General features: G+C 55.3%; 12 protein-coding genes. 2 read left to right on the forward strand and 10 right to left on the reverse strand.

Going from position 1 to position 13983, the window contains the following annotated elements:
• Nucleotides 1-33: 33 nt before the first annotated feature.
• The 3 genes from GbCGDNIH6_RS07485 to GbCGDNIH6_RS07495 all read right to left on the reverse strand — a co-directional run bounded on the left by GbCGDNIH6_RS07485 (nt 34) and on the right by GbCGDNIH6_RS07495 (nt 3212).
• Complete coding sequence (locus GbCGDNIH6_RS07485) at nt 34-495, reverse strand: DUF2147 domain-containing protein (RefSeq protein WP_072563422.1); 462 nt, start codon at nt 493-495, stop codon at nt 34-36.
• 84 nt (nt 496-579) lie between these two features.
• Complete coding sequence (locus tag GbCGDNIH6_RS07490) at nt 580-2121, reverse strand: ArnT family glycosyltransferase (RefSeq protein ID WP_157692362.1); 1542 nt, start codon at nt 2119-2121, stop codon at nt 580-582.
• A complete protein-coding gene (locus GbCGDNIH6_RS07495; protein WP_072564447.1) occupies nt 2076-3212 on the reverse strand; it encodes a glycosyltransferase in 1137 nt (378 codons plus the stop codon). The genes GbCGDNIH6_RS07490 and GbCGDNIH6_RS07495 overlap by 46 nt, the downstream gene beginning before the upstream one ends.
• A gap of 205 nt (nt 3213-3417) precedes the next feature.
• On the opposite strand from GbCGDNIH6_RS07495, the gene GbCGDNIH6_RS07500 reads away from it, so the two are divergent.
• Nucleotides 3418-4767, forward strand: coding sequence for a calcium-binding protein (locus GbCGDNIH6_RS07500; RefSeq protein ID WP_072563424.1), 1350 nt, complete (start codon nt 3418-3420; stop codon nt 4765-4767).
• 83 nt (nt 4768-4850) lie between these two features.
• Here GbCGDNIH6_RS07500 and rodA read toward each other — a convergent pair whose 3' ends face one another.
• The 5 genes from rodA to GbCGDNIH6_RS07525 all read right to left on the reverse strand — a co-directional run bounded on the left by rodA (nt 4851) and on the right by GbCGDNIH6_RS07525 (nt 10497).
• Nucleotides 4851-6020, reverse strand: coding sequence for a rod shape-determining protein RodA (gene rodA / locus GbCGDNIH6_RS07505; protein WP_072563425.1), 1170 nt, complete (start codon nt 6018-6020; stop codon nt 4851-4853).
• The gene (gene mrdA, locus GbCGDNIH6_RS07510; protein ID WP_072563426.1) at nt 6020-7873 is read right to left on the reverse strand and encodes a penicillin-binding protein 2; all 1854 of its coding nucleotides are present in this window, start codon (nt 7871-7873) and stop codon (nt 6020-6022) included. The genes rodA and mrdA overlap by 1 nt, the downstream gene beginning before the upstream one ends.
• Nucleotides 7870-8445 (reverse strand): hypothetical protein, encoded by a 576-nt coding sequence (locus GbCGDNIH6_RS07515; RefSeq protein ID WP_081370024.1) that lies wholly within the window; start codon nt 8443-8445, stop codon nt 7870-7872. The genes mrdA and GbCGDNIH6_RS07515 overlap by 4 nt, the downstream gene beginning before the upstream one ends.
• A 16-nt stretch (nt 8446-8461) precedes the next feature.
• The gene (gene mreC, locus GbCGDNIH6_RS07520) at nt 8462-9358 is read right to left on the reverse strand and encodes a rod shape-determining protein MreC (RefSeq protein WP_072563427.1); all 897 of its coding nucleotides are present in this window, start codon (nt 9356-9358) and stop codon (nt 8462-8464) included.
• A 95-nt stretch (nt 9359-9453) separates the two neighbouring features.
• Nucleotides 9454-10497 carry a rod shape-determining protein gene (locus GbCGDNIH6_RS07525; protein WP_025286912.1) on the reverse strand — a complete coding sequence of 348 codons (1044 nt, stop codon included), beginning with the start codon at nt 10495-10497 and terminating at the stop codon, nt 9454-9456.
• A 306-nt stretch (nt 10498-10803) separates the two neighbouring features.
• Here GbCGDNIH6_RS07525 and GbCGDNIH6_RS07530 point away from each other — a divergent pair, with 306 nt between their 5' ends.
• The gene (locus GbCGDNIH6_RS07530) at nt 10804-11031 is read left to right on the forward strand and encodes a cell envelope biogenesis protein OmpA (protein ID WP_072564449.1); all 228 of its coding nucleotides are present in this window, start codon (nt 10804-10806) and stop codon (nt 11029-11031) included.
• A gap of 67 nt (nt 11032-11098) precedes the next feature.
• Here the strand turns inward: GbCGDNIH6_RS07530 and GbCGDNIH6_RS07535 are convergent, their stop codons facing one another.
• Both GbCGDNIH6_RS07535 and GbCGDNIH6_RS07540 read right to left on the reverse strand, forming a co-directional pair.
• The gene (locus GbCGDNIH6_RS07535) at nt 11099-12682 is read right to left on the reverse strand and encodes a 2-isopropylmalate synthase (RefSeq protein WP_072563428.1); all 1584 of its coding nucleotides are present in this window, start codon (nt 12680-12682) and stop codon (nt 11099-11101) included.
• Nucleotides 12683-13186: 504 nt separating this feature from the next.
• Nucleotides 13187-13921 carry a LexA family transcriptional regulator gene (locus GbCGDNIH6_RS07540; RefSeq protein WP_157692363.1) on the reverse strand — a complete coding sequence of 245 codons (735 nt, stop codon included), beginning with the start codon at nt 13919-13921 and terminating at the stop codon, nt 13187-13189.
• Nucleotides 13922-13983: the final 62 nt, after the last annotated feature.

A 13983-nucleotide genomic window follows, 5' to 3' on the forward strand; every position in this document is an offset into this window, starting at 1 on the left:
GCCGGTAATTGTCCTCTGCCAGTCCTTGCAGACCTAATCCGCTTTGGCCATATGTTGCATCAGGCAATCCGTGCGCAAACGGCCATGATAGCGGGTCCAGCTCTGTGTCTCTCCGAACAGCGATATGCCGATATAGCCACGCACCCGCAAATTTCCATCGGGCCCGATCCACAGGGATACGCTGTACCAGCTTCCCTTGCGGGGATCGAGAATCCTGCCCGGCCAACGCCCGTCTTCATCGCGGGGACCAGTTTCGATGATAGTCTCGCCACATTGTGGGCGCCCCCAGACATCCACCGGCATCGGATCATCCGGGTGATCAAGGGTGATGCCCGCGATACGACCACACAGCCCGGATTGACCCGACCTATCGCTACGGGGCTTGCACTGCACCAGTTCGATCACCGCTTCCCGATCCTGTGTAAGCCATGGACCCAGTAACGGATCATGCTCCGCGCTCCATCCCAGGCATGGCAGCAGAATGAGCGCAGCCATGAAAGCGCCCTGCAACAACCGGCATGGTATGTGATCGAGACAAGAAGCTGATAGCATGCAGATCATACCCTTTTGCTGCGATGGTCAGGGTTGACGTGGCAACAGGGTGGCTGTCCCCAGCGGTCGGGCCCGGTAGAGATGATAAGTCTCGATCACCCGCCCATCATGCTGCCTCACCACCTCTCCCAGACTCTGAAGATCAGCCCAATCCAGCGGATCAGGAGGTTCCTTCCGCTTTGCTGTCTCAATCAGCAGGACCGATGCGCCATCCGCTTTGACGTAGGGTAGACGGAACAGGCGCCAGCGAGGTTCCATACCCCATGCCTGCACATCAACCGGTAAATAAACGGCCAATTCAGAGGCAAGATCGTAATTATCAGCGACAACTGCTTTCATGCCGTTTGCTCTGGCCAGTTCTGCCGCCTTCTGCGCCATGGTTTGCCATCCGCTCATGCGAGAGGCTGCCGGGTCCAGTTTCGGCGGCAATGGCAGAAGCATCAGGGTCGCCTGCATATAGACAAGTGCGGTGATCCCCAGCCCCAGCACGCTCGCAACACGGAACCATCGCCAGCCCGGCAGCAACCCGCCCGCCGCCAGGCAGGCAGCAGGATAAAGCAGGGCCGGCCAATTGGCCTGTACCCTGTCACCCAGCGCATGTTCCAGAAAAATGATTCCCGGCAGAGTCAGGGCCGCCAGCAACGCGGCGGTCGCCAGTTCAGCAGGCTCACCCTGCCTCCTCTGCCGCAGCCAGATGTGAAAAGCCTGACCGACCCCAGCCGCGCAGAGCAGAAAAACACCCGGCGTTGCCAGCCCGGCCTGCCCGCCAAGCAACTCCCCCAGATAGCGGAAAGTCCAGTGAAAGGCTCCGTTACGGCCGCCCTGCTTGATGAAACTGGCCCAGCCATGCTGCACATTCCACAGGATCACCGGGGAGAATAACACCGCCGCCACCATCAGGCCGGCCCATGGGTGCCAACGTCTGATCCAACGGAATGACGCTTTCTGATCCAGCAACCACAGCCCCATCCCCATGATCGGCAGGGCCGCCGTATATTTGCTCAGCAATCCGCACCCGGCAGCCAGTCCTGCCAGCAACCACCATCCTCCCTGCCCTCGGTCCTCTCGTGAGGAATCCACGATGCGCCCGAGAGCAAACAGCAGCAGCACGCAGAAAAACAGCAGCGGGGTATCCGGTGTCATGATCACCGAACCTGCCCCCAGAAACAGCGTGGCATTCAGCAGCAGCGCTGCTTTCAGCCCGGCCGTGCGGGAGGCAAACAGATCTATCCCAGCCCTGACGAGTAATATGGATCCGAGCGCCGCCGACACTGGCCCCAGTAGTCTGACACCCAGCGGAAGCCATGCTGCCCCATCAGGCAGCAGGGTCGTGCCAATCCTTATCCACCACGCCACCATGGGTGGATGGTCCAGATAGGACAGATCCGAAGCACGCGACCATATCCAGTAATAGGCCTCATCCGGCGATAACGGCATCCATGCCGCTACCGCCAGTCTCACCAGCGTCAGGACCGTCAGAGCGGCGATCCATGGCACTCCTGCCGGCCGCCTCGCCTGCTCCATCAGCGCGCACGCCAGATCAGGGTGGCGGAGACGGTATAATTCCACACCAGCCCGATCATGGCCCCTGTCGCACCGGCGAAGCTCCAGGCGCGATCCATTTCATAGATCATCTGCGCAATGCCGATATTAGCTGCCGCCCCCAATCCACACACCAGGAAAAACATAAGGCGCCCGATCCAGAGACGCCTTCCTTTCAAGCGCTGATCCGCATAGGTGATGCGATTGTTCAGCTCGAAATTCACTGCCATGGCAACAACCGTGGCCAGAAGCTGGGCCAGATGAAAATGCATGAGCGGCCTGACGGTCAGCAGTACCGCCAGATGCACCACAAGCCCAATAGCGCCAACCCCCGCGAAGGAAAGAAAACGCAGCGGAACCACCCCGTGCAAGGCCTTGTCGACCAACAAGGCCATGAACTGGATCAGAACCAGCGCATTCAACTTGCTCTCGCCTGCTACCCGATCCCGGAAACGGCACGGCACCTCCCTTATCCGAAGAGGTTCTGGTGAAGCCAGCAGCAGATCGAGCAGAATCTTGAAGCCCTGACCGGTCAGACGCGGGGCCAGAGCCTCAAACCGGTCTTGCCGCATCATAAAAAAACCGCTCATTGGATCAGAGAGCGGAACCGGCAGCATCGCCTGCGCCAGCCGTGTCCCACCCTGTGACAGACGATGCCGCCATTCTCCTGCCAAGCCGGATGCATCGCCCCCTTCAACATGGCGGCTACCGACCGCTACATCGCAGGTACCACTCCTCAGCAGGTCCAGCATCGGACGAAGGGCCGTTTCGTCATGTTGCAGATCACCATCTATCACAGCCACAAACGGGGAAGAGCACGCCAATGCGCCCTCAATCACCGCTGAGGACAGTCCCCGACGACCAACCCGCTTGATACAGCGTACGCGATGGTCATGCCTCGCCAGATCGCGGGCCGCATCTGCTGTACCATCAGGGCTGTTATCATCGACGAACAGAACCTCCCACCGGCAATCCTTCAAAGCCTGATCCAGCTTTGCGACCATCGGTGCAACGTTCGCCCGCTCGTTGTAGCAGGGAACGACGACTGTGAGTTCAACGCCCTCTTGTTTGGCTACATCGAAGCAGGAATTTGGCGTTAAGGAAAAAGGTTCGACCATGTGCAGGGCATACAGCAAGGCAAGGTCAGTCGGAAGAGAGTCAGGTTAAAAAGCAAGAAATTAAATTAATAATATAAATTATTTTGTTAATTTTAAATATATTAATAACCATAAAAAGAAATTAAAAATGACATCTTAAATAAGACTAGATTTTTGATTTTTTTTTGGATAGTTATGTACTCATAGAGAGTCAGGAATTTTAGAAATGGCTTCAAATGTAACTGTTCCCGGGGGTAATACCCCTCTGTCAACAGTGAGCCTAGATTATAACCGCAATCTTGCGCCTATTACGACGCAGTTGTTGAGTTCTATCTATGCAGCTGAGGCACATAATACCCTTCAAGCGGTGGACAATCCAACTGCATCACCAACAGTTGAAGCCGCAAGTGCTATTGCCTTGATTACCTCCAGTATGTCGTCTGTGCCGACTGGTTTTTCCAGTATTATTATCGGCGCGACCTCGCAGCCTGGTTCTGTCAGTAATGTTGTTGTTAATAATACCAATACAATTGCCAATCAGGCAGTGATTTTTGGTACTGCTGGTGGCTATCTCGAGACTGGCGCAGGTCAAGGTACTATTCTGGGTTCTCTCGGCGCCAATACCATTATGGGCACAGGCGGAAACTGGAATATCCAGACAGATCAAAATTCGCCTAATATCGCAGGAAGTTACATAAAAGGCCAAACCAGTAACATTCTGTTGAATGCCCTTGGCTCTGACACATATATTGGTGGTACTGGTAACGCTACACTAGCTGCATTTGCAGGCAATTCACTTTTCTACGGCGGTAAAGAAGGAACAAGCACCCAATTTACGAACAAAGTCAGAGCAGGCACGGGCCAGGCAAGTTATGTCGGCGCATCAGGCGCCAGTACGGTGTTCGCGGAAGATGGTAGCGGCTACTACCAGTTCCAATCTGGATCTATGGCTTTCGTGAGTACAACTGGTAGCAATACTATGTTTGGTGGCACTGGTGCATCGACATTGTTTGCTGGGGGCGGCAATAATACCTTTAACTTACAGGGCGGCAAAACAACATTTGTGGCTTTAGGTGGCACTCAATTTGTGTTTGGGGCAAACGCACCTAAGGGCACTAATGCATATTTTAGTAACAATGCATCCATAAACCTTGTTAATAATACCGTAGGCGGCAACCAGCTTATAGCACAGGGTGGCAATAATACGCTTTCTACTGCTTTCTCAAGCAGCGATAATGTTCTTCAGGCAGGTAGTGGCAGGGACTTGCTCTATGGCGGTTCCGGCAACGATACCTTCATCTCGGGCGTTGGTTCGTCCACAATGCTTGGTGGTAGCGGAAAAGACGTTTTTGTTTTGTCTAAGGGTATGCAGAGCACTACAATCTGGGAATTTAATTCTTCTTCTTTGCTGTCACTGAATAAGTGGGGCGTTGATGCTGAAAATGCGGCTGTCGCCAATCAGGCTTCCGTAAATGTTGGTGGTCTTGCCAGCACCCAACTCACGCTGAACGACAACACAACGATCACATTGGTTGGCGTGAACCACCTGAACTCCGGTCAAGTTTTCAGTTCTTGATCTTACTTTAATACCTACTATTGTTATGCTTTATAAAGGCGCTGTCTATTTTTAGGCAGTGCCTTTATATTATTGTCGTAAGACTACATAAAACGTGGCGACGTTAAAAACTCGTCTCTATTATCTTCAAACTCCACATCACGATGTACATGAACCGACATCAACAGTCCGAATCCAAGCATCGCACATAGCATCGCGGAACCGCCATGCGATACCAGTGGCAACGGCACCCCTCCGACTGGAATTGCGCCCATCACCATCGCAACGTTCACCACGATATACATGAAAAAGTTGACTGATAATCCCAAAGCCAGCAACCGCCCGAACTGGTGACGGCAACGGATAGCGGTCGCCATACCACTCAACACGATCAGACAGAGCAGACAGAGTAGAGCAACACCCCCCATAAAGCCGAACTGTTCCGAGAATACTGTAAAGATGAAGTCGGTCTGCTTTTCCGGCAGGAGCGCCAGATTACCCCTGGTGCCATCCAGAATACCTTGTCCCCACATACCCCCTGAGCCAAGACCGATTTTTGACTGGATAATGTTATAGCCAGCCCCCAGCGGATCGCTTTCAGGGTTTAAGAATGTGATGATGCGCTGACGCTGATAATCATGCAGGTGATGATACGCAAAAGGGGCGATACCAGCCACCGCCCCGAGAATCAGGGCAAATTTCCACAGCCTCACCCCTGCCGTCATAAAGACGGAGCCACCCACGATGGCCGTGATCACAGCGGTTCCGAGATTTGGCTCCTTCAGGATAAGCGCTGCGGGAGCTAGCACTGCAAGGGTCGGGACGATTAGAAAAAACGGCCTGCCAACCTGCTCCCACGATGCTTTGCGGAACCAGGCAGCGAGGGCCAGGACCAGAAACAACTTCATCAACTCGCTGGGCTGAAGTTGCAAAGGTCCCAGCTCAATCCATCTTTGGGCACCCTTGCCGATATGACCCATACGGGCCACTAGGACCAACAGTCCCAAAGCAAAAAAATAGGCAGGCCACGCGAAACGGCAGATAATCCGGATATCCGTCATGGCAATGGCCAGCATCATCACCATGCCTACTGCAAAACGGATCAGATGCTTGTCGGCATACGGTGCGGATCCACCCCCTGCGGCATAAAGGGCCATATATCCCGCCCCCGCCAACAGGCAGAGCAACAACACAAAAAACCAGTTGATCCGCCAGAGTTTATTGACGAACGCTGCTGAACGATCATTCAGCAGGCGGCGCTCATAAACCCCCATTATCCTTTCTCCGCGATTGTCTGCCCGGGTTTTTTATTGGCCGGATCGCGTGAGAGCACATCCATCATGATGTCCCTTGCCACCGGGGCTGCGGCCTGGGCACCCGCATTCCCATGTTCCACCACGACTGCCAGTGCATATTGGGGATCATCATAAGGCGCATATGCGACAAACAGCGCATGCGGCCTGAATTCCCATGGCAGATTTTCGGATTTAAAATTACCGCGCTCACGCAATTCACGGGAAACGCGACGGACCTGCGTAGAGCCAGTTTTTCCGGCCATCTGCACTGGCAGGGGAAGTCGTGCCAGTGGTGCGGTACCATGCTGCTCATTCACAACCGCGAACATCCCCCCCCGTGCCGCTTTAAGGGCAGCCTGAGGAATATCGAGCGCCGGCCAATCCTCGGGTCTTGTGCCGCCTCCCACCGTACCACCGATGCTTCTGGTCAGATGCGGCTGTACGGCCCGTCCGGTGGCCAGGCGGGCCGTATAAGTCGCCAGTTGCAGAGGCGTGACCTGAATATAGCCCTGGCCGATCCCGGCGACGATGGTATCACCGATATTCCACGGATGTCCCTTTGCTGCCCGCCATGCACGGGTGGGAATCAATCCTCGCTTGGCATTTGGCAGCTCGATCCCCAGATCGACTCCCAAACCCATCCGATTTGCCACGTTGGCAATACGGTCCATCCCGACCCGACGTGCGACCTCATAAAAATAGACATCACACGAAAATTTCAGTGCCTGATGCATATCGACCGAGCCATGGCCGTATTTGGACCAGCAATGGAAGCGTGCTGTCCCGACATCGATATAGCCGGGGCAGAACACCCGGTCGCCCGCCCCGATGAGCTGGGACTCCATACCCGCCATTGCCACACACATCTTGAAGGTCGATCCGGGTGAGTAGATCCCGGCCACGGCCTTGTTGATCAACGGCGCACGGCGGTTGCGGGTCCATTCTTTCCACTGGTCCTGAGAAACACCATGATCGAAAAGGGATGGATCAAAGGAAGGATTGGTGGCCATGGCCAGCACCTCCCCGTTTTTCGCATCCAGAACCACGGCGCTGGCACTTTCATCCCCCAGCCGCGCTATGACAGAGCGTTGTAATTCAGCGTCAATCGTAAGGCTGACCTCGCTGCCGGGCATGCCTTCCTGCCGGTCGAGCTCTCGGATCACACGTCCGACGGCGCTGACTTCCAGCTGCATCGCCCCCGCACGACCACGAAGCGGCTGATCATGAAATTTCTCCAACCCGGCCCGCCCAATCCGCACCCCCGGCAAAGCAAGGATCGGATCATCACCCATATCGTGCTCGCTGGGTGGGGCAACATATCCGACGACATGCGCCAGCGTCTCACCGTACGGGTAAACGCGGGTTGTGCCGACATCAATCGCAATCCCGGGCAGATCGGGCGCATTAACCTCAATCAGCGCCATTTCTTCCCAGCTGAGGTAATCCTTGATGACAACAGGGATAAAGCGGCGATGACGACGTATATCGCGGGCTATGCGGGCGCGGTCATGATCATCCAGGGGGATCAATCGGTGGAAATTATCCAGTGTGGCATCCGGATCTTCGGTTTCCTCCGTCATCAGAGTCGCCAGCCAATGCAGCCTGTTGGTGGCAACCGGCCTGCCGAAACGATCCAGCACATGACCACGCGGAGGCGCGATCAGGCGCTCGCTGATATGGTTGGTTTTGGCCAGCAGCGCATAGCGTTGCCCCTCCACGACCTGCACCTGATACAGTTTGGCCGCCAGCGTACCGATCACACCAACCTGCAGGCCGGCCAGAGCCAAAGCCCGTCGCGTAAAGACACCGCTGCGTTTGATTTCCCGCTTCATACCGGATCCGGATCCGTGATACCGCGATGGGCACGGGTAAAGAGAACCGCCAGAGCCGGATAAAACCCGATGCTGAGCGTTGCAAGCAACAGGGCAGGTCCGGGCGGCATGATGGTGAGGGTCAGAAGGGACTGCATGAACCAGATTACCGCAGTGCAGAGGCTGGCGACCAGAGCATAAGCCAGCCAGACGATCATAAAGCCCTGCTGACTTAGTCCCCGTCGCAGACGCACTGCCATTGCCTGCGCCGCCAGCAAAGCAAGTTCAGAAACACCGATCGAAAACTGCCCAAGTAGATCGGCCAGAACCCCGATCAGAAACACTGCCAGGGGCGGCATAGCCCGCGGGCGGAACAAAGACCAGAAAAATACACAGGCCAGCATCGTAGCCGGAGGCAGTTCCGCCTGCGCGGGAAGACCGAGCGGCCCATTGAGCATCAACAGCAGCAGGATCGTTGTAACCACTGGCAGACTGCTTCGCGCCGCATGGTCCAGGCGTCGGAACAGGGTCTGCCTCGGCGTAATGGGATTGACCCGCCGAGCCACACGATCCAGTGGTGTTTCTACGGGCATGACGCCCCCAAGCCGATTAATGCACCCGGGCGGAGGATTTCTGGCGCGGCTCCACCCGCGTCACCTTCGCATCCGGTGGCAGGATACCATGCAGGCCGTAATCGAAAATACGCACTGCCTCCAGCCGCGACAGATCAGCGAAAGGCTGCACTTCGGGCACGTGATTGGCATTATAGTGAACAATCCCCACAGGCAGATTGGCAGGAAAAGCATTCGCTTCGGCGCTCGTCACCACCCGCTCCCCCTCCATCGGCTGGGCATTGTCGGGATAATAAAGCAGACGAGGCCTCGTACCGTTGGTGCCAACCAGAATAGCGCGAGCCTGGCTTTTATCCAAAGAAACCGGCACACGACTGTTTATATCTGTGATCAGTAGAATACGCGCACTTCTATTGCCAACCTCGCTCACGCGCCCGACAAGTCCGCGATCATCCAGAGCAATTTCACCCTTACGCACAAAGCCTCCGCCACCCGGAGCATGCGGGCCGGTTGATAAAAGCACGGAGCGTGCATAAATGCCGCCAGCATCCGAGACGACCCTTGCCGTGACATAGGGTGCAGGTGGGTCTGGCAGCCAGTGAAGCTGTGCCTTGAGCATGGCATTTTCGTCATCCAGCGCCAACGCCACCGCCTGCCACCGGCGCAAGCGCTGGTTTTCCTCACGCAGTACGGCATTGTCATGGGACAGGGTCGTCACATGCCGCACATTGTCAAAAACCGTGCGGATGGCGCTGATCGGCGCATCAAGCGCGGCATAGATCGGAGCCAGAAGGTCCGCAGCCGTTGTACGGGCCTGCTCTGCCAGCCTGATATCAACCTTGCCAAGCAGCATCAAGGCAAAGGCGGCAGCCATCAGCACCGGCAAAGTCAGCCGCGCCAGAGCCTGCCGGACGGGAACGGATAAACGGATCAAGCCTACGCTCGCTCCTCAAAATCGCGCGGATATAAGCCGTGCCTCGGCTGATACAGGAAGGGAACCAGCCTCATCATTCTGCTCCCTCGCCAAACCTAATACATCGTTGTCAACACATTGCGAAGCCGCTTCATCTCTTCCAGCGCCCGGCCTGTTCCCAGCGCCACGCATTGCAGAGGATCCTCAGCAACCGCCACTGGCAGCCCGGTCGCATCTCTCAATACCTGATCAAGGCGGTTCAGCAGCGCGCCGCCACCTGTCAGCATAATACCTTTATCGACAATATCGGCCGCAAGTTCCGGCGGCGTGTTTTCCAGCGCCACCTTGACGGCCTCCACAATCGCCGTCACCGGCTCGATCAAGCTTTCGGCAATCTGGCGCTGGCTGACCACCACTTCACGCGGCACGCCGTTCATCAGATCGCGGCCCTTTACCTGCCGCCACGGTCCATCATCATCATCCCATGGCACGCTCGCGGCACCGATATCCATCTTGATCCGCTCGGCCGAGCTTTCACCGATCAGAAGGTTATGATTCCGGCGGATGTAATTGATGATCGCCTCATCCATCTTGTCACCACCGACGCGCACCGAACGCGCATAGACGATCCCGCCCAGCGAGATCACCGCAACCTCGGTCGTGCCACCACCGATATCGACGATCATGCTCCCTGAAGGCTCGGTCACCGGCAGACCGGCACCGATGGCCGCGGCCATTGGCTCCTCAATCAGCAGCACACGACGCGCCCCAGCGCTTTCGGCACTTTCCTGAATAGCCCGGCGCTCCACCGCGGTGGAGCCGGACGGCACACACACAATGATCAGAGGAGAGGCAAAGCGGCTGCGGCTGTGCACCTTGCGGATGAAATGCTTGATCATTTCTTCCGCCACCTCGAAGTCAGCGATCACACCATCGCGCAGAGGCCGGATTGCCTGAATATTGCCAGGCGTGCGGCCCAGCATGTTCTTGGCTTCCTCACCGACTGCCAGCACCTGCTTACGACCGCGTGAATCCGCAATGGCGACCACACTCGGCTCGGCAAGTACAATGCCCCTGCCTTTGACGTAAACCAGCGTGTTGGCAGTCCCAAGATCAATGGCCATGTCTGCCGACATGACGCCAAGGAGGCGAGAAAACATCCGCGGAGGCCTCTGAAACGGAATGGAAAGGGGCCGGCTGGGCTTAGCGGGGCTGAGCGCACAGGGCAAGAGGCAGCCACAACCGATCCACTATCGGAATATGATCCCAAGGATTCATAATGGCTTCATAATAGGGATTACACCCGTTGCCTCATGGAAACGCATCCCAGCCCTCTCCCAAACGTTCATTCACCACTATCGGCACGCAAGAGGTCCGGCCACCTAGAGGGCTTCGAAGTATAGCGGTCGGAAATGCCCCGTGCGGAGCCAGAGGAGAACGATATCTCACTGGAGAGGAATAAGCTGATGCGTATGATTGCAACCCTTGCCTTTCTCATGGCGCTGGGAAGCGCACTGGCCGCATGTGGCCGCGACATGGGTACCCGTGCGTTGAGCGGTGGTGCCATCGGTGCTGGTGGTGGCGCATTGATGGGGGCCGCCACCGGGGGCAATGCCGGTGTCGGTGCCCTGATCGGCGGAGTGGGAGGTGCTGCTGTTGGCGCAGCCACTACGCCGCAGGGGCGCCGATACTGAAACCAGCCCTGAGACCGACCTCTCATATAAAAAAGGCAGCAGGTTCCAGGACCTGCCGCCTTTTTGTTTATGCCGTCAAAGCCTCAGGCTCCCGCCGGTCACGCTTGACCAGCAGCTTGTTGAGTGCATGCACATACGCACGGGTGGAGGCTACCATCGTATCGGTATCCGCCCCCTGCCCGTCCACCATTTTCCCGTTTTCTTCCAGACGCACAGTCACGCGGGCCTGCGCGTCTGCCCCGTCGGTCACGGCACCGACAGAGTAGAGCTTCAGCTCCACATCATGCGTAAAGATTATACCGATCGCGTTGAAAATCGCATCGACCGGGCCATCTCCCTGTGCATCCGCCTGCTTCAATTCGCCATCGACTTCCAGCTCGACCGCCGCGGTGGCTGGACCACGTGAACCGGCCCGCACCTCGACGGAGATAAAGCGGATCCGCTCATGGCTCCGGTTCACCTCATCATCCACCAGCGCAACAATATCGTCGTCATAAATCACCTTCTTGCGATCGGCGACCTCCTTGAAGCGACGGAAAGCGTCATTCAGGGCGTTTTCACCCAGTTCGCCATAGCCAAGAGCCTTCAGCTTGTCGCGGAATGCCGCACGGCCAGAATGCTTTCCCATGACCAGCGAGGACTTGCTCCAGCCCACGCTCTCCGGTGTCATGATCTCATAGGTAGCGGCGTTCTTGAGCACACCGTCCTGATGGATACCGCTTTCATGCGCGAAAGCGTTCCGGCCAACGATCGCCTTGTTCGGCTGCACGTCAAAACCGGTAATGGAGGCCAGCAGTTTAGAGGTACGCAGAATATTTTCCGTCACCAGGCCGCTGACATAGGGCATTACGTCATGGCGGGTCCGCAAGGTCATGGCGATTTCTTCCAGCGCAGCATTGCCCGCACGCTCGCCAATGCCGTTGATGGTACACTCCACCTGACGCGCCCCACCCTTGATCGAAGCGATGGTGTTGGCAACGGCCAAGCCCAGATCATCATGATTGTGAGCCGAAAAAATTACCTTCTCCGCCCCCGGAACCCGCTCCTTCAGCATACGGAAAATGCGTTCCATATCCTCCGGCGTGGCATAGCCGACAGTATCGGGGATATTGATGGTGGTGGCACCCGCCTTGATGGCCGCCTCCACACAGCGGCACAGGAACTCGGGCTCTGTCCGGCTGCCGTCTTCGGCGGACCATTCCACGTCATCTGTAAAGCGACGTGCCTGCTCATTGCCCTGAACAATCAGCTCAAGAACCGTTTCCGGCTCCATCCGCAGCTTGTATTTCATGTGCAGCGGTGAAGTACTGATAAAATTATGGATACGCCGCCGTGCCGCCGGACGAATCGCCTCTCCCGCCCGGGCGATATCATCGCGGCCGCCTGTGCGGGCCAGACCCGCAACGACGGGGCCATCCTTGGCAAATTTTGCCGCAATGGCATTGACGCTTTCCCAGTCACCAGGAGAAGCAACCGGGAAACCGGCTTCGATCACGTCCACTCCCAGTTCGGCCAGCATATCGGCCATACGCAGTTTTTCGTCCAGATTCATGGAGAAACCGGGGGACTGCTCCCCGTCGCGGAGTGTCGTGTCGAAAATGATGATTCGGCTATCGCCAATATCACCGAAACTGGGGTGGCTGATGGTCATGATGCACTGTGTCCCTGGCGATCAGTCGTCGCTGTTTCCCTTTTAGACGGTCCAGACCAGGCTGGGACCGGGCAGCTTCCGCATGGCGGATCTGCGCTTGAGCACTTCCAAACGCATGCACCTTAAAAGGAACATCCGCCGGGAGAAGCTTCCCCCTGAGCACAACCGACCCTAAGCCTGGCTTTATGCCCAGGGGGACGTAAGTCGAAGGAAAAACCGGAAGGCAGACGTGCAGAGCGCGCAAAAGGGTCTATCCCCCCTGCTGATAATCAGGCCCCGAGAACCGGGCACTATGGTTGCTCCATCATTCATTCTCAATCCATAAGGCGACCAGGTATCTTTTTGCAAGTGCAAGTTGCAGAACCATTGTTGGAAAGCGTTATCTTCTCATACGGCATCGCACATAACGCAAATCAGGGTTTGAAGCTGTTTTTGATAATCAAATAAAAATAAAGCCGCTACATATGATATGTAACGGCAAATAATAGAAAAATTAGGTTATTATCAAAAAGATCTAATAATTGAAACAACCCTTCCGAATATAAAACATTCAGAACTTTTGTCATATCCTATATTTTTTACTTCTATATCAGAAGAGCTGTACAAAGCATTATCACTACTAAGTATAAAGTTATTATTTTTCTTCGATTTAATGCGTTTTACATTTATAATTTCATTCATAACAACAGCATAAACACCATCATATACTACCGATTCATTTGTATCAATAACAAGATTGTCTTCTTTATAAATAGTAGGGGTCATATTATCAGCCAAGACATTAAATATAACCAACCCGTTTGCCCCCTTAAAACAGCTTTCCACAAACTGACGTTCAAAAAGATAACTTTTGGGAGCAACCTCCTGATGATCATTAAGATATGCATATTTGCTTGCAACTTCCTTATCAAAATAAGGAAGATTGATAATGTCTTTATGACCAAGATCCGCCGCCATGCTACCTTCTGGGGTAATCTTTTTTCTACCTCTGCCTGTAGCAAGCCACTCCACGCTGACGCCACACGTTTCTGCCAGGGCAACAAGAGCACTGACTTTCATCTCTTGCCCAGCGATATAGCGATTGAGATTGCCGACCGGAACACCAGATTCTTTTGACAACAAATTGTTGCCGCCAAATTCTTTCATTATTTGCCGTAGTCGCTGAGATCTTTCTCTTAATTGAAGAAAATCACTCCGATTATTCACATTACTATCCTGATAAAGAATATCATCATTCATATGAATATCAGAGTTCATGTTTTCCATATTTTGGCAAACCATCCAATATATCCGCTTAACTG

This window comes from Granulibacter bethesdensis (genome assembly GCF_001889525.1).
GTDB lineage: Bacteria > Pseudomonadota > Alphaproteobacteria > Acetobacterales > Acetobacteraceae > Granulibacter > Granulibacter bethesdensis_C.